This is a genomic window from Prolixibacteraceae bacterium (genome assembly GCA_019720755.1).
GTDB lineage: Bacteria > Bacteroidota > Bacteroidia > Bacteroidales > Prolixibacteraceae > Halosquirtibacter > Halosquirtibacter laminarini.
In genome coordinates, this window is the sequence record CP081303.1 from 2,192,894 (window position 1) to 2,214,286 (window position 21,393).

Annotated in this window: 19 protein-coding genes; 6 read left to right on the forward strand and 13 right to left on the reverse strand. The window is 38.4% G+C overall.

Annotation, left to right across the window (positions count from 1 at the left end):
- Positions 1 to 365 precede the first annotated feature (365 nt).
- From K4L44_08740 to K4L44_08765, 6 genes are all read right to left on the reverse strand, one after another.
- Positions 366 to 557 carry a hypothetical protein gene (locus K4L44_08740; GenBank protein QZE15902.1) on the reverse strand — a complete coding sequence of 64 codons (192 nt, stop codon included), beginning with the start codon at positions 555 to 557 and terminating at the stop codon, positions 366 to 368.
- A 216-nt stretch (positions 558 to 773) separates the two neighbouring features.
- The gene (locus K4L44_08745) at positions 774 to 1,892 is read right to left on the reverse strand and encodes a cysteine desulfurase (GenBank protein QZE15903.1); all 1,119 of its coding nucleotides are present in this window, start codon (positions 1,890 to 1,892) and stop codon (positions 774 to 776) included.
- Between the two features lie 287 nt (positions 1,893 to 2,179).
- Positions 2,180 to 2,773 (reverse strand): hypothetical protein, encoded by a 594-nt coding sequence (locus K4L44_08750; protein ID QZE15904.1) that lies wholly within the window; start codon positions 2,771 to 2,773, stop codon positions 2,180 to 2,182.
- 1,023 nt (positions 2,774 to 3,796) lie between these two features.
- The gene (yfcE, locus tag K4L44_08755; protein ID QZE15905.1) at positions 3,797 to 4,345 is read right to left on the reverse strand and encodes a phosphodiesterase; all 549 of its coding nucleotides are present in this window, start codon (positions 4,343 to 4,345) and stop codon (positions 3,797 to 3,799) included.
- A 20-nt stretch (positions 4,346 to 4,365) separates the two neighbouring features.
- On the reverse strand, positions 4,366 to 5,070 hold the full coding sequence (locus K4L44_08760; protein ID QZE15906.1) for an SAM-dependent methyltransferase: 705 nt from the start codon (positions 5,068 to 5,070) through the stop codon (positions 4,366 to 4,368).
- A gap of 154 nt (positions 5,071 to 5,224) precedes the next feature.
- Positions 5,225 to 6,397 (reverse strand): MFS transporter, encoded by a 1,173-nt coding sequence (locus K4L44_08765; GenBank protein QZE15907.1) that lies wholly within the window; start codon positions 6,395 to 6,397, stop codon positions 5,225 to 5,227.
- Between the two features lie 288 nt (positions 6,398 to 6,685).
- On the opposite strand from K4L44_08765, the gene K4L44_08770 reads away from it, so the two are divergent.
- On the forward strand, positions 6,686 to 7,930 hold the full coding sequence (locus tag K4L44_08770; GenBank protein QZE15908.1) for a permease: 1,245 nt from the start codon (positions 6,686 to 6,688) through the stop codon (positions 7,928 to 7,930).
- A 1,200-nt stretch (positions 7,931 to 9,130) separates the two neighbouring features.
- Here the strand turns inward: K4L44_08770 and K4L44_08775 are convergent.
- From K4L44_08775 to K4L44_08785, 3 genes are all read right to left on the reverse strand, one after another.
- Positions 9,131 to 9,508 (reverse strand): pyridoxamine 5'-phosphate oxidase family protein, encoded by a 378-nt coding sequence (locus tag K4L44_08775; protein ID QZE15909.1) that lies wholly within the window; start codon positions 9,506 to 9,508, stop codon positions 9,131 to 9,133.
- Between the two features lie 15 nt (positions 9,509 to 9,523).
- The gene (locus K4L44_08780) at positions 9,524 to 9,982 is read right to left on the reverse strand and encodes a DUF1847 domain-containing protein (protein QZE15910.1); all 459 of its coding nucleotides are present in this window, start codon (positions 9,980 to 9,982) and stop codon (positions 9,524 to 9,526) included.
- A 320-nt stretch (positions 9,983 to 10,302) separates the two neighbouring features.
- The gene (locus K4L44_08785; protein ID QZE15911.1) at positions 10,303 to 10,518 is read right to left on the reverse strand and encodes a DUF5320 domain-containing protein; all 216 of its coding nucleotides are present in this window, start codon (positions 10,516 to 10,518) and stop codon (positions 10,303 to 10,305) included.
- Between the two features lie 282 nt (positions 10,519 to 10,800).
- On the opposite strand from K4L44_08785, the gene K4L44_08790 reads away from it, so the two are divergent.
- The 5 genes from K4L44_08790 (at position 10,801) to K4L44_08810 (ending at position 17,324) form a co-directional block, all read left to right on the forward strand.
- Positions 10,801 to 11,004 (forward strand): hypothetical protein, encoded by a 204-nt coding sequence (locus K4L44_08790; protein ID QZE15912.1) that lies wholly within the window; start codon positions 10,801 to 10,803, stop codon positions 11,002 to 11,004.
- A 441-nt stretch (positions 11,005 to 11,445) separates the two neighbouring features.
- On the forward strand, positions 11,446 to 12,756 hold the full coding sequence (locus tag K4L44_08795; protein ID QZE15913.1) for a TolC family protein: 1,311 nt from the start codon (positions 11,446 to 11,448) through the stop codon (positions 12,754 to 12,756).
- 5 nt (positions 12,757 to 12,761) lie between these two features.
- Positions 12,762 to 14,015 (forward strand): efflux RND transporter periplasmic adaptor subunit, encoded by a 1,254-nt coding sequence (locus K4L44_08800; protein ID QZE15914.1) that lies wholly within the window; start codon positions 12,762 to 12,764, stop codon positions 14,013 to 14,015.
- A gap of 12 nt (positions 14,016 to 14,027) precedes the next feature.
- Positions 14,028 to 14,708 (forward strand): ABC transporter ATP-binding protein, encoded by a 681-nt coding sequence (locus tag K4L44_08805; GenBank protein ID QZE15915.1) that lies wholly within the window; start codon positions 14,028 to 14,030, stop codon positions 14,706 to 14,708.
- Positions 14,709 to 14,984: 276 nt separating this feature from the next.
- Positions 14,985 to 17,324, forward strand: coding sequence for an ABC transporter permease (locus tag K4L44_08810; GenBank protein ID QZE15916.1), 2,340 nt, complete (start codon positions 14,985 to 14,987; stop codon positions 17,322 to 17,324).
- Positions 17,325 to 17,503: 179 nt separating this feature from the next.
- Here the strand turns inward: K4L44_08810 and K4L44_08815 are convergent, their stop codons facing one another.
- The 4 genes from K4L44_08815 to K4L44_08830 all read right to left on the reverse strand — a co-directional run bounded on the left by K4L44_08815 (position 17,504) and on the right by K4L44_08830 (position 21,286).
- Entirely contained in the window at positions 17,504 to 18,160 is a 657-nt protein-coding gene (locus K4L44_08815) for a hypothetical protein (protein ID QZE15917.1), read from the reverse strand.
- 265 nt (positions 18,161 to 18,425) lie between these two features.
- A complete protein-coding gene (locus K4L44_08820) occupies positions 18,426 to 19,052 on the reverse strand; it encodes a hypothetical protein (GenBank protein ID QZE15918.1) in 627 nt (208 codons plus the stop codon).
- A gap of 10 nt (positions 19,053 to 19,062) precedes the next feature.
- Positions 19,063 to 19,890 carry a hypothetical protein gene (locus K4L44_08825; protein ID QZE15919.1) on the reverse strand — a complete coding sequence of 276 codons (828 nt, stop codon included), beginning with the start codon at positions 19,888 to 19,890 and terminating at the stop codon, positions 19,063 to 19,065.
- Between the two features lie 154 nt (positions 19,891 to 20,044).
- Positions 20,045 to 21,286, reverse strand: a complete 1,242-nt coding sequence (locus K4L44_08830; protein QZE15920.1) for a hypothetical protein — start codon at positions 21,284 to 21,286, stop codon at positions 20,045 to 20,047.
- Between the last annotated feature and the right edge of the window lie 107 nt (positions 21,287 to 21,393).

Here is a 21,393-nt window from a genome sequence, read left to right on the forward strand (position 1 = left end):
TCCACCACATATTAGTATCAGAACCTCGCAAGTATGACGTGGTAGCTGCAAACCCATGTGTTTGCCCTCGTTGCGACAATATGTATGATATAATTAACATACCAACAAGTCGTCGTAACAAATCTCACTTCAATAATCGATGCGTCAACTCCTGGGAACTAGGAAGCTCCTGCTTCCGTTGGTTGTGACAATATGATGAAAACAATTGCATCATGGAGTATTGCACGAAGTCTCGTGCAATCTCGAAGCGGGAGCTTCGAGGCTCCCAGCTGTTGTCACAACATATCTCCAAACAACAAATTGTCACTACAAATCAGCATTCTAAAACTTGGTTGCAACATCATGGCAAACACATGGGTTTGCACCTACCATGCAACAATATTGCCACCACTTACACCACAATTTGCGTCGTCAATAATCGATGTATCAATAATCGATACTGCAACACCTGGGAGATAGGAAGCTCCTGCTTCCGTTGGTTGCAACGATATGATGAATACGATTGATTCAATGAGTATTGCACGAAGTCTCGTGCAATCTCGAAGCAGGAGCTTCATGGCTCCCAGCTGTTGTCGCTACAATTCAACACGCAACAAATTGAAACAACAATTCAACACACAACAAGATGGTTGCAACATCATGGCAAACACATGGGTTGGCAGCTACCATACAACAAATTGTCATCACAAATCGCTACAACAAATTGTCACACGAACCATCATCCTATAGGGTAACTCCCTATTCATAAATAATAGCTCTCCTTTATCAATGTACTATATCTTTTTAAAGGCCTCTTTTATCACCTCTAAGGCACTTTCTATCTCTTCGTGGGTAGTAGGTGACCCATAACTAAAACGCAGTGTGTTACCAGGATTAGGAGTCGACAGATGTAGGGCCTGAATGACACGGGATGCCGATACAATGCGCGCTTTGCATGCCGAGCCTGAGGAGAACGAGATGGAAGGACTCAACTGCTGTTTGAATCCCTGTATGTCGATATTCGGAAACAGGATATTCGACACATAGGGAGAACGCTTCGCTCCTTCTGCAATCACCTCAATATCTGCAATCTCCGAGAGCCCCTGCTCCATCTGTTGCTGTAGGCGTGCCACCTCTTGATAATGCGTATCTATCTGATCTTGAACAAAAACTACCGCCGTTTCTAAGGCAACAATCAATGGAAAAGGAAGCGTTCCAGCACGCATCCCTCCCTGCTGTCCTCCACCATGTATCAAAGGGGCATAACGCAAGTTACGTCGTGTGATCAAAGCACCGATGCCTTTAGGTCCATAGATCTTATGTGCCGAGATGGTGAAAGCATCCAACTTCGTATAATCAATAGGAACTTTCCCTACAGTCTGTGTCGTATCACACAAAAAGAGTGTTCCCTTTTCATGCGCAATATCGGCAATCTGTTCTACCGGATGCACCAACCCCGTTTCGTTGTTCACTCCCATCAACACCACAGCCAAAGTCTGGTCGTCAATCAAAGAAGCAAGTTCATATAAGTCGATCTCTCCATTCTGGTTGTTGCCAAGAAATACCACCTCTACCCCATAGCTCTCCAGCTCCTTACAAACCTCTATCACCGCACTATGCTCTGTACAGGAGGTGATAATCTTGTTTTTGGTGTTGTCAGGATGATTCACCAATCCCTTTAGTATCGTATTGATCGATTCGGTGGCACCACTCGTAAAAAGCACCTGATGGTCGGTAAGCCCAAAAGCTTGTAAAATATTCTCTGAAGCATCCGATATCTGTTGTAGTAGCTCATGCGACAGAAGAGAGTCGCCATTCGAAGGGTTCGCATACTGCTTAGAGAATGCTTCCTGCATTCTTTCTAACACCGTTGGATGCAATGGTGTAGACGCCGCATAATCTAAATATATCATATCTCTTGGATTGTTTTTATCTTTTGTTGTTTTGCTTATACTTCCAAAAGTAGTTAAAAGGGAAGAATATCATATACGAAAGATCCACAAGATTATAAGGAAGATACGAAGGGAAATGAAGCCCAAAGGCACAAAGACACGAAAATTAGGTCCACAGATTCACCAGTAGAGTAGAGCTGTGAGTGCAATAATAGATGCACTCCAGCCCCCTCATCAATCCGTACGTGCGGTTTTCCCGCATACGGCTTTCCTGTATATTTCGTCTAAAGCATTCACAAATAAGGTCATCAAGGATGGTATTCGGTAGGATCGATTAATCCGTAGTAACGAACTAATGTCTCAAAGGCATTAGGTCCATAATGCCTACATTTTCGTTGACTTTTACGTCGATAATATCGAAACAGTTTCTGACTTAAGTAGTATCGCAACTTGCGCTTACTTAATGAGGTATTCGTAACTCCTCTTATTTCATAGTAATTAATCCAGCCTCTCACTAAGCTATTTAGTCCTCGTACCAACTCCGTGGGGTTTTTATGTCCATGCCTTTTTAAATAATCTGATATTTTCCCTCGTAGCTTTTTTTCTGAATCAGAGTTCGGTACAATATTTATATACCGGAGATCTCGTCCATAAAGATCTTTATCATTACGAAACGTAAAGCCTAAGAACTTAAAACTAGCCTCTTTCGAATCAATATGCTTGGTCTTTTCAATATTTATGATCAAGTCCATTCTTGTCAAAAGATGATGAAGTTGATCCTTAACCTCTGTTGTTATGATCTTGCCCATCAGAACAAAGTCATCCGCATACCTTATCATTTTTACGCCTGAAACTCCAAAAAGACTTTGTCTATTATTGACTATGCGATCAAGTAAATTCATATAGTGGCCAACAGTGGGGATATTACGCCGCCTTGTGGGGTGCCTAAATGTATGGTTATATTGACTTATCTCCTTCACTATGCATATTATTTTTTCGTTATATATTCATTCAATTGACAAACAATAGATTGTATTGCTTGAGTAGTTAAATTAAATTCATCTATTTAGGTGAATAATCGTACAGTCAAAATCACAACTTACCAAACACATGGGTTTGCACCTACCAAACAACAAATTGTTGTAACAATTAGCCACGTCAATAATCGATGTATCAATAATCGATGCTGCAACTCCTGGGAGTTAGGAAGTTCCTGCTTCCGTTAGTTGTGATAATATGATGGATACTATTGATATTAAGAGTATTGCACGAAATCTCGTGCAATCTCGAAGCGGGAGCTTCGTGGCTCCCAGCTGTTGTCGCTACAATTCAACACGCAACAAATTGAAACAACAATTCAACACACAACAATATGGTTGCAACATTATGGCAAACACATGAGTTTGCAGCTACCAAACAACAAATTGTTGTAACAATTAGCCACGTCAATAATCGATGCTGCAACCCCTGGGAGTTAGGAAGCTCCTGCTTCCGTTAGTTGTAACAATATGATGGATGCTATTGATATTAAGAGTATTGCACGAAGTCTCGTGCAATCTCGAAGCGGGAGCTTCGAGAATCCCAAGTGTTGTCACAACATATTATCACAACATTTTGAAACCACAAAACCCCACAAATTATATCGACATATTCACCACATAGGGGCATACCCTTATGATTGCCCTTATATGCGAGAATCGCATATAAATGGATCATTTTCACTACGGGTTTCCTAGTAGGTTCCGATACCCTTTGGTTACCCTTCCGTTACCCTTTGGTTACTCTAGGAGTAACCAAAGGGTATCCAAGCCCTATCGGAAGGGTAATCTTGGTCTATATCATGTAAAGGATATTTGGGGACAAAAAAAGGATCTCTTTTAAAGATAAAAGAGATCCTTCCATAGTATCACCTAAACGATAATCAATTAGTTAATGATATTCCACTCATAAACCTCAAGCAGTTCATGATCTAAGGTCTTTAGCTCTACCTTAAAATCTCGGATCACAGCATAGGTTCCTACGCCATATTTTCCTTTTGGCATCGAGATAGAACCAGGATTCACACAGAATGTCCCCTCTTTGATTTGACATAGAGGCACATGGGTGTGTCCACTAAAGACCCATCGATGATTTGAGGTATCGATATCTTCTAGGTGACCGTGTGTCGCGATACAACGTGTATTATGCCATTCGAATTCACAATAATCCTCTAGTATTGGAAATCGTAGCAACATCTGGTCTACTTCGCTATCGCAGTTACCACGACAAGCATGGATCACGGGTGCATATTTATTTAGAATCTCTGCAACCCCTGCAGGATCATATTTCTTTGGCAATGGATTACGAGGGCCATGATACATCAAGTCTCCACAAAGAACGACTTGAAATGACTCGTTTTCTCGTTCCAACATCTGATCAATCTTCTGTAGAGCCTCGATATCCCCATGAATATCCGAGAAGAGATACATCTTCATAATGAAACTATTTATGTAGATTAAAACTTATGGATGATAAAAATAGTTGGACGTTTGTGTAGAGAGGGTTTATTTTTTCTCCAGCTCTCCACAGAAGCAGTCTTGATGAACTCACTCTCTAGGGTAATATCGCATGCTACACATATTTGTGTCTGTGGAGCACAAGTAGACAACATATCCTCGAACATGGTATCGTTACGGAAAGGAGTTTCGATAAACACTTGAGATTGGTGTTCTTGAAAAGAACGACGCTCTAACTGCTCTATTCTCTTTACTCTATCAGGCTTCTTCATTGGAAGATAACCATTGAAAGCGAAACTTTGTCCATTCATTCCTGAGGCCATCATAGCCAACAGTATAGAAGAGGGACCTACTAATGGTTCAACACGATATCCTTTTTTATGAGCCAACTGAACAACAGAAGCTCCAGGATCGGCAACACCAGGGCATCCAGCTTCCGATATGACTCCTACATCCTCTCCTTTTGCAAGAGGCTTAATCATCTCTTCAATCTCCTTGGTTTTGGTTCTTTTATTCAAGACATAGAAAGTCAAAGTATCGATATCTATCGCTTTGTCTACTCGCTTCAAAAATCGTCTCGTGGTACGAACATCTTCCACGATAAATACTTTCACTCTCTTGATGATCTCCTGCACCTCCAACGGAATTACTCCGCCAACAGGGGTAATCCCTAATGTATTAGGAATCATATACAATGTTGCCATACGCTTTATACAAACATTTCTTGTGATTAAAATGCGAAGATACAGGTTTTTTTAACATCCAAAAAGTTAATTCTCTCTTCTATGACAATGGCAAGTAAATTTAGGGATAAACCGTCTCATTAATGCGACACATCTCTTGTCTTTTAACAAAACACTACGGGGCACTATTTTTGATACGACACGACTCTATCGACAAGACAATCACTCCTAATATGGCTATAATAATCCCCATACTAATCAAAGAGTATTTCAAACCGTAGTGGTCTGTAATCCCTCCTAATAGAGGTCCCAATAGCGCAAAGAGGATTCGTATCAGGAAGTTACGTATAGAAAGGACAGTAGCACGAACCTCCGAGGTGGTCTTCTCATTGACCATATTCTTCAATGTCGGGGTTGCTACTCCTCTAATAAGATAGAACATCACAACAAATGCAAAAGCAACCATCCCCTCAATAAAACCCATAAAGAGATACCCAAGCACGATACCGACCAAGATAAGGATAGAGATGGTTTGTGATCGAAAATATTTTTGAATATAGAAAGCTCGAATACTTCCCCACGCAACGAGTAGGTTCAATCCAGTCCACCAAATACCATATTGTGATACAGGAATATCTTGTGCCTTAAAAAAGAGCTGTATCATCCATGCCATGGTTAGGGTAGCCGTTCCAATGAGAGAGGAGAAGAGCAAGGCATTTCGCAAAGCATAATCTTTGGTGAAGGAGTATTTCACCACTCCTACGATATCCTTAAAAGAGGCTTTTCTGTTTTGGCTAGTAGACTCTGGCTCTTTCAAAAGAAGTGCAGCAGGAACACCAACAAGTGCGACAAAGGCTTGGCCTATCATCGGGTAACGAAAAGAGTATATTGCCAATAGACCTGCTAGTATCCCAGCAACGGCCTCTAAGAGATTTCCCCATGAGGTGATACGGCCTTCCAGTTTGAGGTAATCCTCTGTTCGTCCTTGATCTTTTAACGTGTCGTACAACAGGGCAGAATCGGAGCCAGAGATACAGCTTTGCCCTACGCCCAAAAAGATCTCTGCGACCACAAAGAACCAAAAACCAGAGAAGAGGGCATAACAACCATAGCCTAAAGCCCCGAGTATCGTACCCAAGATCAAGGCATTCCTTCTCCCCCACACATCCGAGAGATATCCAGAGGGGATCTCACAGATCACCACCATCACCGAGTAGAGCGCCTTGAGGATAAAGACTTGCTGCACATCTAGATGTTCCGACTCATAGAAGAGCATGATCACAGGCATGGCCAACATAAACCATTTGGCTGCCTTCACGATATATAGATTGAAGATATTATTATGCATGGGAGCGCTTTTCATTCCGAAGCACAAAGATAAAAGCTTCCTTCAGAATGGATCGTTTTTCTAACTATTTTTCCTTATGTCTCTCATTAAATTAATCTATCCCGACTAAGCAAAAGATATGTTGTGAATTACTTGCTGTTAAAAAAGAACAAAAGCACTGTTTTATACAGTCTAAATAAGCTATAAATAAGAGACCTCTATTGTGTAGTAAAACAAAGCCCAATATTTTTGCAGTGATAAAAGAAAATGTTTATTGCATTTAGCACCCATATATTAAAACTTAAGATTATGATGTCCTATATAACCAAGTTCATTAGCGAGTTTTTGCGTCTCTTTAATGAGATGTCCTTATACCTAATGATTGGCTTCTTCTTTGCAGGTTTGCTTCACAACTTCTTAAAGAAAGAGAGTGTGGTGAAATATTTAGGAAAGAACTCTAAAAAGTCGGTAATCAATGCCGCTCTTCTAGGGGTACCGCTCCCGCTCTGTTCCTGTGGTGTGATTCCGACAGGACTCTCTCTATATAAACAGGGTGCCAGCAAAGGAGCGACCAACTCTTTTCTTATCTCTACCCCACAGACAGGAATCGATTCATTCTTAGCAACCTTCTCTCTGATGGGTTTTCCTTTTGCCATCTTTAGAGCCATCGCGGCTTTTGTAACAGGGATCTTCGGAGGGGCTGTTACCGAGATTGTAGACAAAGAGAAGAATGAAGGCCATACCCAGGTTGAAGAGGAAGAGACACCAAAGAGTTTGAAAGAGAAAGTGGTCGGCACTTTTCGTTTCGGGTTTATCGAATTCCTAGCAGACATTTCTAAATGGTTGATTATCGGACTTATTCTGGCTGCTCTTATCAGTACGATTCTTCCGGATAACTTCTTCGGAGAGCTATCCTTCTCGCCTCTTGCCAACATGTTGATCGTACTGCTTGCATCCATACCTCTCTATGTTTGTGCTACAGGATCGGTACCTATTGCTGCGGTTTTGATTATGAAAGGACTGACTCCTGGAGCTGCTTTTGTCTTTTTAATGGCAGGCCCAGCAACCAATATCGCTACAATGGTAGTACTTTCAAAAACCATCGGAAAGAAAGCGACCGTTGTATACCTGCTATCTATTACGCTTGGTGCGATACTCTTTGGCCTTACCATCGATTATCTTTTGCCAGCACAATGGTTTACATTTGCGATGACACATGTAGGACACCATCATGAGACTGGATCTATAGTGAAAATCCTCTTCTCAGTTGTCTTTGCAGCACTGCTTCTTCGTGTCTATCTAATGAAAGCAATTCACTATTTTAAGCAGAGAGCCAAAGCAAACCAAAGTTACAACAACAGTTGTGAATATACCATCTCTGGTATGGGTTGTAATAAGTGTAAAACAAAAGTAGAGACGAACCTTCAAGAGATCGAAGGCGTAGGTTTGGTGGAAGTAGATTTGAAGACAGGAAAAACGGTGGTCAAAGGAACAAATTTGTCCACAGAAAAGATAGAACAGAAGATCGCGGATTTGGGATATAAATTTAAATAGTATAGAACGTGATTGCTTAATTCTTTAGTGTAATCATATTCCAAATCGTAAAAAGCGATAATCTATCCATGCCAAGATCTAAACAAATAGGTCTTGGCATTTTTTTTATGTTTTGACTGGTCGTAGGGGATGCCAGTTTTGAAATATCGATGGTGGATGTTCTCATTGATTGACGTGACAATTTGTTGTATGGTAGCTGCAAACCCATATGTTTGCCATGTTGTGTCAATCAAGTTTTGGGGTGTTAATTTGTTAGAGCAATTTGTTGTTTGGTGATTTGTTGTGACAACACCTGGGAGCCTCGAAGCTCCTGCTTCGAGATTGCACGAAACTTCGTGCAATACTCATTGAATCAATCGTATTCATCATATCGTTGCAACCAACGGAAGCAGGAGCTTCCTATCTCCCAGGTGTTGCAGCATCGATTATCGAAATACCATTTATTGACATGGAGAATTGTAGTGGCAAATTGTGGTAACAATTTTTTGTATGATAGCTGCAAACCCATATGTTTGCCATGTTGTGTCAATCAAGTTTTGGGGTGTTAATTTGTTAGAGCAATTTGTTGTTTGGTGATTTGTTGTGACAACACCTGGGAGCCTCGAAGCTCCTGCTTCGAGATTGCACGAAACTTCGTGCAATACTCATTGAATCAATCGTATTCATCATATCGTTGCAACCAACGGAAGAAGGAGCTTCCTATCTCCCAGGTGTTGCAGCATCGATTATCGAAATATCATTTATTGACATGGAGAATTGTAGTGGCAATTTGTGGTAACAATTTGTTGTATGGTAGCTGCAAACCCATATGTTTGCCAAGATGTGTCAATCATATTATTTCCATATTTGTAATCGTAGTTTATTGAGAAGTCATTTTGTTGTATGCCAACATATTGTCCCAATGAGGGCAAACACATGGGTTTGCAGCTACAACGATGATTTTGCAAGGTTCTGATATATCCAACAATGTGGTTGTCATTTATTGCAACACGTTTGAAATGAACGACTTAATGCAACATTTTTGGATATATTGACGAATTATTGGGGGTGCCTTTTTGTTTGTGAAGCAAACAATTATAACAAATGATATACAATGATTTATATGCGATTCTCGCTTATGAGGGCACCCACAAGCGGATGCCCCCATATGGACTTTGTAGATTGTTCTAAATCACCTATTGTAGTCACCAAGATAAGTTCTTAAGCAATTTTCTTCGCTCCAGAATAGATCTCTTTTACTTCAATAACTGCAACACCAAAGCCTGGTAAGTCAGATCTGTTCCATCCTTTCATGTCGTCAAACTCCGCCCCTTCTGTTTTGTATGATATAGTACCTTTTAGTTGATACGATTTATTGTTCTTGGTTATAAAGAGCAAAGTAGCTTCACTACATGAATTGATGTTTTCGAGGGTCTTTTGAAATTTATTGTTGGCAATCAACACTTTATTCTCTCCAAATAAAGCGACTTGGGTTGCATATATTGAATTGGGAATTCCTGTTTTTGAAATGGTAGTCAAAACAATAGCGGCTTGCTTATTTAACCACTCCTCTTTTATAATTTCTGGAATTATGATCATTGTAATATATTTAAGTTATTTAAGTTCATTGATTACTTGCATTGGGTTGTGCTTATTGGTAAAATCCTTATCCAAAAGGTTCGTAACGAAGGCATCGGAATGTTTACTAAAGATCATATCGTGTCCCACACACAACCCCATCGAGATATTCAGTTCTGTGTGAAGATGATTCAAAAAAACAGCTTGTCCTAAGGGGTTACACAATAAACGTCGACTGTCTCCTCCTAGAATATTGCTTTTGCATAAGTTTCCATATTTGCAATCGACAATAAACACCTCAAAGAATTGAGATAGATAATCACATATTACTTTTGCTTCTTTGGTAAAAGTGATACAATGCGCAATTCCAATACGCTCAAACTTCATCTGTTGTGCAAAGTTTTTTATCTCTTCGATACGATTGGTTCGTAGCTTAGCGCAATCAATATTAGATTGCATCATAGCTTTATGTTGATCGGTGTATAATTCAGTCATTAAGTAATTTATTAGTTAAAGTATGATTAAAAGGTTTTGTGCTAACAGCTTTCTTTTACATCTCTCCATTCCAATAATAATATTGTTTACTTCTAGTATTTGCGTAGCTTATCTTCCACTTTTTACAATTATATGACAACAGTTATTTTAATGGCGCACTACAGTTTATCATAAGGCCCTACTATAAATCATATAAAAGGTCGTTGTACCTATTTTATATCAGTACTAGAGAGATAAAATAAGATGTGTACAAACGACCTTCATGACTAATCATTTACATGAATAGTCCATGCAACTTTAATCAACTAAATATGTAGAAACTAAGATTTATTTCGTCCGAACCCCATTCTTCTGCCTTGTCCTCTATTATCAGAATTTCCATCTTCGACATTTCTGCATCTTCTTCTACCTCCTCTACGAGAGCCCTGTGTGGCTTCTTGAGTATCTGGATTCAGGTTGTTTGCATTGCATCGACCTAATCCTCTTCCTGTTTGTAGACCTTGTCCTTTAGGACCTTTACCGTTTAAACCTGGCATGATTACCTCCTTTTTTGTTTTATTAATACTATTATTTATCACTATGTGCTTCTTGATTTATCATCCCTATATTAGAATAAGAATAGCACCTCTTCAGAAGACAAAATACTTTAGTAAACAAAATCTATAATAAAAGAAGGAGTAACTCCTTTTGTAAACATTACCTAAACTATTTTCCCTCCCATGCCTCCCTACGGAAGCTTTGAATATTATCTATAAATATTCAATTGAGAATATTCTCACTACAAAAGTAATGAGAATATTCTCAATTAAAACTATTCTTTGATTAAATATGTAAAACAACTCTTATTTAGAAAAAAGGGGTTGGGATATAGTGTGGCTGCAACCAACGAAAGCAAGTGGATTGGAGTATCGATGGGTGAATATTGTCTTTTGGAGATGTGGAAATTTGTTGCAACAATTTGTTGTGTTGTAGCTGCAAACACATGTGTTTGCAGCTACAACGATGATTTTGCATGGTTCTGATACCAATATGTGGTGGAGATATTACGCATTAAAAGATCTGTGGGAATCTGTGGGATCTGTGGAAATAATTGGTTCCTGTGGTTCGACAGGTGGTTATTGAGCTTGTCGAAATACAGCAACCTAATTGTCTAAGGACTTCGTGCAATACTCATTGAATCAATCGTATTCATCATATCGTTGCAACCAACGGAAGCAGAAGCTTCCTAGTTCCCAAGTGTTGCAGCATCGATTATTGATAGACCATTAAATTGACATGGCAAATTGTGGTGGTAATTTGTGGTAAAAATCGTTATGGCAATTTGGTGTAAAATAATTAGACATCTAGTGTCTAATTATTTTACACTACAAGATACATATCAAAACATCTTAACCTTCATTATCAACACCTTATCTACTTTGGCACGCCAATTGAATTATTATCTACAAACAACAATAAAAAAAATGAAATATATCGTAATCATATGGCTGTCCACCCTACCCTTTCTCTCCATTGGTCAGAAGTCATGGGATCTCAAAAGATGTATCACCTATGGGTTAAAACATAATGCCAATATACAGATTGCTTCGCTCGAGATGAGAAAGAGAGAGGCTGATTATAAGATGAGTAGAGAGGCTCGACTTCCAGACCTATATGGGTATGCAGATATGCGTTCTGACTATGGGCGTAGTATTGATGGGAAGACCAATCAACTGAGTAATACGCACAACTATAGTAGCAACGGAAGTATCTCCACGAGCATCGTGTTGTTTGAGGGGTTTAGCAGAACCAATGAGATCGCCTACAACCGATACAATGTGTTGCAAGGATATGATGAGAAACGACATATTGAGAATCAGACAGTTTCCACCATCATCAAAGCATACTACCAAGTGTTGATGGCATCGCAGATGAAGGTAATGGCACAAAAACAGAAAGGGATTAGCAGCAAGTTACATGCAGATATGCAGCAATTTGTAAAGGTAGGAAGAGAGTCGAAAGTGAAAGAACAGAAGCTCTATGCCCAGTACCTGTCGGATCAAAGTAAATATGTAAAGGCAGCTACACAAGAACAGATTGCAAGGAACCAGCTACATCAGATACTCTCTTTAGATCAATCGATTACCGTAGATGATGAAACTTCTAAAAACAGACTATTCACATTAGATAGCATCGTCTCTCCCTCCTCTAACTTGGCAGACCTTAGTAGTTGTATGCACCAAATTGAGATGGATAAGAAGTATCTTAAGATGGTCAAAGGAAAGAAGTTTCCAACCCTTACTTTTGGCGCATATTATGCGACAAACTACTACTATTCAAACAAAGAAGGGGTAAAGAATGACCCCTTTATAGAACAGATAAATAACAATCAAAGTCAACAACTTTATTTAAAGCTATCGATCCCGATATACGACAAGGGTCGTCGCCGTAGGAATGTGAAGAGAGCGAAGATTCAGTTGTCGATGGATCAAACTTTATATAAAGAAAAAGAGCGTGTTACTCGCCAGATAATCAATGACACGTGGGAACAGCTAAAAAGCGATCGAGAGAGATACAATGCAGCACAAGCACTCTATAAGCATAGCATTTTGGAGCTAGAAAGAGTGCAGAAAGAGATGAAGGTTGGAATGGTCAACCCTCAAGATGTGGCACTGGTCAAGCAACAGTTTGCAGAAAGTTGGGTTGATATGATGCAAGCAAAATATCAAGTAGACATACAACAGATACTATTGAAATATTACCAAACAGGGGATTGGAGTTTTATCATCAAATAAACATTATGGATCGCACAATAGAAAAAAGATGGAAATGGAAGAAGCGTCATATATTTATTCCGCTGACCATCGTATTGGGAGTGTTCACCGTATATAGGGTACTTTGGGGATCACACCTGAATGTTTTCAAGGAGAAGAGAGATCGAGTAATCACTTCGCAAGTAGTACAAGGCAGCTTTAACGACTATATTTCGGTCCATGCCAAAGTAGTCCCTATATCAACCATTATACTGGATGCAAGGATCGGAGGAAGAGTAGAATCTAAGTATGTAGAAGAGGGGACGATGGTAGAGAAAGGAACGGTGATTCTCAAGATGAGCAATCCCGATCTACACCAGAGCATACTGAATAGCGAAGCCCAATTGGCAGAGAAGAGTAATTTCCTTCGCAATACGATGGTGACGATGGAACAGGAGAAATTGAATATCAAAAAAACACTTCTTACCTTAGAGTTTGAAATAGTCAACAAGCAACGCCAATGGGAACAAAATAAATATCTGTTTCATGATAGTTTGATCTCAAGAAATCAATATCTTGAATCAAAAGAGGCTTATGATTTTGCAGTCCGAAGCTTCCAACTCTATAAGGAGAGACAATATCAGGACTCCATCTATCGTACCAATCAATTAGTGCAGATGAAGCATAGTCTTGAAAATATGAAGGAGAATTTGAAGCTAGTGCAACAACACAAAGAGGCGCTGAATGTAAAAGCACCGATATCAGGACAGCTTACGACTTTGGATATAGAGGTGGGACAGTCTGTAATGAAAGGAACCACCTTGGGACAGGTGGATATTCTTAGTAACTTTAAGTTAGAAACATTGATTGATGAACACTATATCGACAAAGTGCAAGTGGGGCAACAAGCCTCTTTAAAACGTGGAGAAGAGACCTTTCCCCTGAAAGTAAGAAAAGTATACCCTGAAGTGAAGGAGGGAAAGTTCAAAACGGAGTTAGTCTTCACCCAAGAGAAGCCAAAGAGATTGAGAACAGGACAATCCTACTATATAGATTTGCAGTTGGGAGGTGTAAAAAAGTCGCTACTAATAGAAAGAGGTCCCTTCTACCTCGATTCTGGTGGCAACTGGGTATATGTTTTATCGGAGGATGGCCATAGCGCAGTGAAGAGAGAGGTGAAACTTGGAAGACAAAACCCCAAATACTATGAGGTAGTAGCAGGTCTAAAAGAGGGAGAGACCATTATCATATCTCCATACCAGAAGTATGGAAACAGTCAACTATTAAAACTAATAAATTAAAAAAACATTCCTATGATACAGATGAAATCAATCCACAAAATATTCCGTACTGAAGAGATCGAAACCGTAGCACTCAATAGTATTGACTTCCATGTTACACAAGGAGAATTTGTAGCCATCATGGGTCCTTCGGGGTGTGGAAAATCTACCCTGATGAATATATTAGGACTCCTAGATAACCCTTGCGATGGGAGCTACCTGCTTAAGACAGAAGAGGTGTCTAAGCTAAACGAAAGAGAACGCACCAAACATAGAATAGGAAAGATCGGTTTTGTGTTTCAGAACTTCAATCTCATTGATGATTTGACTGTGGAAGAGAATGTAGCACTTCCATTAGAGTATCTTTCCTGTTCGAGATCCGAACGCAAACGCATGGTCTCAGAACTCTTATCTCGCATGAATATTGCCCACCGTGCCAAACACTATCCCAAACAGTTATCAGGAGGACAACAACAGCGGGTTGCGATAGCCAGAGCTGTGGTCGCTTCCCCCAACCTTATCCTTGCCGATGAGCCGACAGGAAACCTCGACTCGAAGAATGGAGAAGAGGTGATGTCACTTCTTACAGAACTTCATAAGGAGGGAACCACGGTGGTGATGGTCACCCACAACGACAGAGATGCAAGCTATGCAGATCGCGTAGTACATATGTTTGATGGAAAAGTGGTGGTAGAGAAATACAAGGAGGTGTAAGCCCTCCTCTGAAGACTTCGATTATGAAAAGAATGATAACGCAATTTATCAAGGATTTTAAGAAAGATATACTCTCAAACAGCATAAGCATTATTGGACTATCCATCATTCATAGATCGAGATATCACAATGATCTACCTTATCGTTGCAGGGATCGTGGTTCTGACCACATTAATAACAGTTTTATATCAGGGTATTAAAGCTTCGAAAACAAATCCGATAGAGGTATTACGTTATGAATAACGATGGGGTTATTTCAATGAAAAAGATATTACAATGACAAAAAATAAGATAAAACATATCATACAAGACTATCAAAAAGAGTCGTTAACCAATAGCATAAATTTGCTAGGAATGGCTATAGGCTTGGCTGTGGTCATACTCATTGGCTGGTGGACCGTCATGGAGTTTAGTTTCGACCGTTTTCATGAGGACTATAAAGAGATCTACTTGGTTAAAACAGAAGGGGTGTATAACGAAAAGAGGGATGTAGACATCTCTGTACCTCCTAGTTTCTCCACAGAAGTCCCAGGAATGTATCCCAATATTAAAGCGTGTGCCACCGTCTTCAACGATGGAGACAAAATACTTGAAATAGACAACAAACAGTTCTATCAAAATGGTATTGGGATGGTCTCCAACAATTTCTTTACATTCTTTCATTTTCCACTACTATATGGAGATCCCAAAACATGTTTAGACGACCCTAATAATATTGTGATAGATGAAGTACTTGCATTAAAGCTCTTTGGCACGAAGAATGCGGTAGGAAAAAGAATTCGTTTTCAAGGCAATACTTTTCATGTCTCAGCAGTCATGAAGGAGATGCCTGTGAATTCAAGTATTCGTTTGCATTTGGTGGGGTCAACGGACTATGTATATAAACTATATCCATGGGCTCGAACCACTTGGTCTGGATTTGATAGGTTCTACACCTTCTATAAATTTACTCCAAACACCAACAGGGAAGAACTAGCAAATAGCATTACCCAAAAGATTTATGAGAAGGAGCCCGATGATAAGAAGTACCAAGTGAAAGCCTCGTTTCAACCCATAGAAGAGATGCATCTATATGGACCTTCAGAACAATATCGTCAACTGTTTGCAATCATGGGGGTTGCTGCGATCATCTTTATCATCTCATGCCTTAACTTTTCGAACCTCTTTATGTTTACTGCATTATCGCAACAAAAAAGCATTGCGATACGACGTATTCATGGCGCTTCGACATTCTCTATCATCAAGCTTCTCTATCAAAAATCACTCTTTTATGTGTTCATCTCTTGTGTGGTAGGGGTTTTTATCTCCATATGGATGACCACTACCTTTAATGAATTAATGAGCACAAACCTATATTTCGATTTTGCCAATCCAATACTCTGGGGCTTTCTTTTGATCGTGATCGTAGTTGTCAGCACGCTATGTATTCTATATCCAGTATGGCAAATATTACATGGAAATGAGGTGGATCGCCTCAGAGGACAATCTACAACCATTGGAAACAAAAAGGTACAGAAGATCTTTCTCGTTTTGCAATTTACGGTATCCATCGCGCTATTATCGTTTGTGATACTGGTTCAAAAGCAGTTTGACTATCTTGATAAGAGAGAGAATGGTCTAAAAAAAGAGAATGTATTGATATTTCATGCACAAGGAGAGATTTCGAATAAGTATGAACTATTCTCTCATTTGGTGAACCCGAAGAACAGCAATACTCGTATCTGTTATTCCACAGCATCTCCGGCATCGTGGAATGATGGAGTCATGGTCTCTCCTCTCAATAAACCAGAGGAAGAGATACATACAGAATATGTTTGGACCTCAAAGAACTATTTTGATTTCTTTGATATCCATGTAGTTGGCGATTGCTTTAAAAATACAGGAACGGCAAATGAGTTGGTGGTATTAAATAGTACAGCTGTGAAACGATTACACCTTGTCGATCCTATTGGAAAGAAATTGAAAATAAACGACAAAACCGTAATTATCTCAGGTGTAACAAAAGGAGTTCATCGAGATCCATACCAAACCGAAGATTATCCTATAGTCTACCGACACATTCCTGAAAAGAATATCAACACCTATGATTATATCATGGTGCGAACTAAAGATGAAAAAAAGGCAAGTATACAATGGGTAGAAAAACAGTGGCAAGAGATTAATCCAAATATCCCATTCCGATATCAATTTATATCAGAGGCCTTTAAATCCAAATATTCGCATCTAAATAATCTAACTAAATTGATCAATACACTGATGGTCATTGCCCTTATCATCTCCCTGATTGGAATGTTTGCTATTGCAAACTTTACCATTCAGAGTAGAACCAAAGAATTTGCGATACGTCGTGTCAATGGAGCCTCAACAGAAAAGATATTTGTATCGCAGGTGATCGACTTTATGATTCCTATATTTGGATCTTATCTGCTCTCGATCCCTCTATTTCTCTATTTTGGAGAGCTGTTTCTATCTCTATTTGCATTTAAAGTATCTATCGGAGTAGCAAACTATCTTATTCCTTTCATTGCAGTATTGATCGTTTCATTTATAGCTGTGTTGTTCCAATGTATCAAAGCATCGAGAACAAATCCTATCGAAGTACTTCGACATGAGTAATGCAAGTATAGAGCTCACTGATGGCAAACCATTCTGTTAGTCATCAGTGAGCGCTATAACTTCTCTTTTTTATGTAACCATCGCATCCTTTGACACTTTCCCTTTATCACTCCATTATACGATCATTTCGCCACTAATACTTTTATTGAAAACCGTCGTTTTGTGGATAGAAGCATAGATTACTCTTCTACTGGAAGCATACAGTACTCTTTGACACACTCTTCTAAAGGTATCTTTTTGACAAGCAGTCCATTAAGAGTATCCTCATAAGCATCCAACTCCAATATAATGTCATTTTTAAATTGTTTTACAAAGCTCTCTATGATCTTCATATGTTGGTTGTTCTCATATTCATTGGTGTAAATCCGCTCTAAGAGATATTCATAATATTCTATTACATTATACTCTTCGTCATTGTAACTTCCATCATATCTCACCTCTATATAAAGAAAATTGGCTTGATGACTACTATCGCCCAAACTACTATTGCCCAGACTACTATAGTTGCGAACCTCTATCACATCCATATCTATACCCCAACGATACGAGAGCCCTGAGTCTCCCCTATAAGAATTCAGCTTATCACTTGCTTCTTTCACTTTGAGAGCCATGACCATGGGCACAAGCATGAACAGCATAATTCCCATAAGAATGAAATCATTGGGAATCTTTCTCAGAGTATTATCGAAGTATATCATGGCAATGATAAATAGAAATATTCCTGAGAATATGAATATTCCCACAAAACACCCTTTACGATTGACCTTCTCTAAGAGTTCTAGTCGACGCTCTTCTGAAGAAGCTCTAAGTTCTTCTTTTTCGCTCTCTGTCAACATATATCATTATTCGTTTAGTTAGAAAAAACAAAATTATCTATTGGTATTGTATAGGCTTATCGAAATATTACGGGAGCATTACAACAATTATCGTTTTACATTGATGTTTCAAAACAAATCCGATTGATGGGATACAACATGAAATGCAGAAGTATTAAAAACGAATGTGGGCAAACAGTACGGATCTACTATAAAATCAATAGAATAGGATGAATGCTCTAATACGATAGCATAAAAGACGGGACTTTCATTCTATTTTAAAGCGTCATAATCGTTTTTTAAAAGGTAGTTTACAGTATTTTTTTACACACCATTCTAAGGGAATTTTTTTTACTTTTACCTGAATTACTGAATCATGATAAATATTCACTTTCAAGATGGCTTGACTTCTAAATTGGGTTAAAAAACGCTCTATGGTCTCTAGATGTTGGTTATTCTGAAATTCATTGGGATAAATCTGCTCAAAAGCATATTCATAATCTTTAGCCCTTCGGTCTAAGCTATAAAGCTTCACATAAAGAAAATTGGATTTGTTGCTGTTGTTCTCTTTCCTGCTATAATTACAAACACTAAACTCATCGGCATGGTCTAACGAGATATATCTAACTGCCGAATATCCTTGACCAGATTTTGCTTCTTCCTTCACTTTTAGAGCAGGATACATCATACACACGAAGCTCACAATAAATAGAGGGCATAACAAAGTTTCTACCCAAGAGGGAAGACTTTTCAGAAAATCAACGGAATGAATCGCTCCTGATATCAATATAAAGAACCCAAAGATAAAATATATCGTCAGAAAGAATACTTTTCTATTTGCCATCTTTAAGTTCTTTAATCGCTTCTCGACCGACTCTGGACTCAGTTCTTCCATTTCACTCTCTGTCAGCATAATATAGAGATTAATGTTTATACTTTGTTTCTGTTTTTAAATACTTAATGTAAAAAGCGTTCGAAGCGATATCTTTGAAGTGAGGCATCTTATACATACTTTTTTCGCCACAATATTCTTCATATTCCATTTCAAACACATCCGGCTTAGGTAAGTTTACGATCTCCTCCACATAAAAGTTGTTATTCAATCTTATTGGAGTTTTAGAGTCTTCAATATAATATTGAAATCTATTTTCAAAAACAATAGGGCTGTTATCGGCATCAAAAGAGAGTGCTTTTACTTTATTATGAGAAGGGAATTGCATCAATTCACAATCTCTGAAAGTGGTATTTCGTAGTGTAAATTCTGAAATAGTTCTACTCGTGTTTGAAGGAATACATAATATGTCAGTTTCTTTATATACTATTAAGGAAGAAGAGCCCTTAAGAACACTTGTACTGTTTGTTAGTATCATCATATCTGATTGCTTTGTTTCAGGTACATAGGAGTTCTTATAGTTCGCAACACTTTTCTTGGAAGAAACATGCGTATTGGCATAGCAGTAAGACCTATTTTGATAATAATCGTAAGCTTTTCCATTCAATACAAAAAAACATTTTGACTTATCAAGATAGATGTCCTTATCCGTTTTATTAAATATCTCAAATAACACTCTACCTCCTTCTGACCAAAGATCATAACGAACAATACAATTTTCGTCTTCAAATACAAGATCCTTTTCATCATTAGAATTAGAGGTTGTCGCTTTTACTTTATATAGTTGATAGAACTCTTTATTACATGAAGTGAAGGTTAGGGATATAATCATGGCTAACACAATACTGTATTTCATCATCGCTAGTTATATTTTATTGGTTCTTTCTTATTTGAAAAAGATATTGGATCTTACTATGTAAGAGTTATAAATGACCCAATCTTCATAGGACAACATTCTCTATTAAATAAAAAATGCAAGAAGGTCATTCCCTCTTGCATTCCATAACTTCTTATTAAGAAGGAAAACTTACGCTTAGGATATCCCCACAACGAACACTCCTAGAATAGGACTCTTTGGTTGGAAAAAAGAGGTAACCACTGATCTGTTTGATTTCGATCTTCACCTTTCCAAATGGGACATTGATCATCATTTTTTGTTTGCCACCAACTCTATAGCTTATTTTATTTCCATTAGAATCCGTAACTGTTGCAGTATAGGGGTTAGAAGAAGTACAATTAAGCACCAAGTTCTTCTTAAAAGAGATAGTCTGCTTTTTGGTTTCAGTTCCATCGATCTTTATCACATATACTGACTCTTCAGGAGTAACACACCCTTCTCCTTTGACTGCTGTTAGAATGTATTCTCCTGGTTCTATTGCATCAAATAATACTTCATTGCTCGTCGACACTTTTTTATTGATATCTTTTGCCATTAAAGTTTTTAATGTAAACTGAATAGACTCAGGATAATTTGTATCTAAATATAGTTTCAGTTTTCCTAACTGTTGCTTGATTTCAGCTTGCTGTTTCTCTCCATTTAGCACTAATGCTGCGGACTCGTAGATACATTTATCACCCAATGTAGCTACAACATCTTTGTATATCGCAACAAATATATATTCGTTGGAAATGGAGATCGATAGATCTTTAAACAGAGCATGCCCTTGTGCATCTGTTTTTGCGGTAGGGAAAGCACTTAAAATACTTGTTCCCATACTAGCAAGCAGTTCGTCTGTGGATTTCCACAGCCATTTATTAATAGCATATACAGCGATACCAGCAGCAGGTTTTTCTCCTTTAAGAACCGTAATCGTCACATCATAGACCTTCTCTTTTGGTAATTGGATGACTAGGTTATCATCTTGTTTGCCAATACTTACTGTTTGATCCGCTTCTTTGATGATATTGTAAATCTCATTCTCCTTGTGATGTACACTAAGATAAACCGTTTTGTCCGTATAATCTGAAACATCCAATGTTAAATTTCCATTTACATCCACAGGCTTTATAAACTCATAGATTTTCCCATTCTTTTGCTTTCTAAGCGAAATATAGATATTAGAATAACTACTTCGACCGCTCAAAGCAATACTCAATTTAACCTTTGTTTTAGGCTTACTTGTAGGAGAAACAGGCGTTACAGTTGTAGTCGTTGTAGTAGAAGATGAAGAAGATTGTTTGGTTACTACAAGTCCGTCGTCTTTGCCGCATGAGAAACTTAGCAATACAGCAAGTAAAAGAATAATTTTTTTCATATCATTTTAGAAATTAAAGGTACTACCCCCCTATCCCCATCGTCCTATCGTCACTGCAATAGAGAGTTATCCTCTCATTTACAATAAGAATAGAATATTGATTACAT

Excerpts from the sequence above, each read along its gene's own strand:
- K4L44_08740 (QZE15902.1), bottom strand. The coding sequence starts at position 557 with ATGAAGCTCCTGCTTCGAGATTGCACGAGACTTCGTGCAATACTCATT.
- K4L44_08745 (QZE15903.1), bottom strand. The coding sequence starts at position 1,892 with ATGATATATTTAGATTATGCGGCGTCTACACCATTGCATCCAACGGTG.
- K4L44_08750 (QZE15904.1), bottom strand. The coding sequence starts at position 2,773 with ATGAATTTACTTGATCGCATAGTCAATAATAGACAAAGTCTTTTTGGA.
- yfcE (QZE15905.1), bottom strand. The coding sequence starts at position 4,345 with ATGAAGATGTATCTCTTCTCGGATATTCATGGGGATATCGAGGCTCTA.
- K4L44_08760 (QZE15906.1), bottom strand. The coding sequence starts at position 5,070 with ATGGCAACATTGTATATGATTCCTAATACATTAGGGATTACCCCTGTT.
- K4L44_08765 (QZE15907.1), bottom strand. The coding sequence starts at position 6,397 with ATGCATAATAATATCTTCAATCTATATATCGTGAAGGCAGCCAAATGG.
- K4L44_08770 (QZE15908.1), top strand. The coding sequence starts at position 6,686 with ATGATGTCCTATATAACCAAGTTCATTAGCGAGTTTTTGCGTCTCTTT.
- K4L44_08775 (QZE15909.1), bottom strand. The coding sequence starts at position 9,508 with ATGATCATAATTCCAGAAATTATAAAAGAGGAGTGGTTAAATAAGCAA.
- K4L44_08780 (QZE15910.1), bottom strand. The coding sequence starts at position 9,982 with ATGACTGAATTATACACCGATCAACATAAAGCTATGATGCAATCTAAT.
- K4L44_08785 (QZE15911.1), bottom strand. The coding sequence starts at position 10,518 with ATGCCAGGTTTAAACGGTAAAGGTCCTAAAGGACAAGGTCTACAAACA.
- K4L44_08795 (QZE15913.1), top strand. The coding sequence starts at position 11,446 with ATGAAATATATCGTAATCATATGGCTGTCCACCCTACCCTTTCTCTCC.
- K4L44_08800 (QZE15914.1), top strand. The coding sequence starts at position 12,762 with ATGGATCGCACAATAGAAAAAAGATGGAAATGGAAGAAGCGTCATATA.
- K4L44_08805 (QZE15915.1), top strand. The coding sequence starts at position 14,028 with ATGATACAGATGAAATCAATCCACAAAATATTCCGTACTGAAGAGATC.
- K4L44_08810 (QZE15916.1), top strand. The coding sequence starts at position 14,985 with ATGACAAAAAATAAGATAAAACATATCATACAAGACTATCAAAAAGAG.
- K4L44_08815 (QZE15917.1), bottom strand. The coding sequence starts at position 18,160 with ATGTTGACAGAGAGCGAAAAAGAAGAACTTAGAGCTTCTTCAGAAGAG.
- K4L44_08820 (QZE15918.1), bottom strand. The coding sequence starts at position 19,052 with ATGCTGACAGAGAGTGAAATGGAAGAACTGAGTCCAGAGTCGGTCGAG.
- K4L44_08825 (QZE15919.1), bottom strand. The coding sequence starts at position 19,890 with ATGATGAAATACAGTATTGTGTTAGCCATGATTATATCCCTAACCTTC.
- K4L44_08830 (QZE15920.1), bottom strand. The coding sequence starts at position 21,286 with ATGAAAAAAATTATTCTTTTACTTGCTGTATTGCTAAGTTTCTCATGC.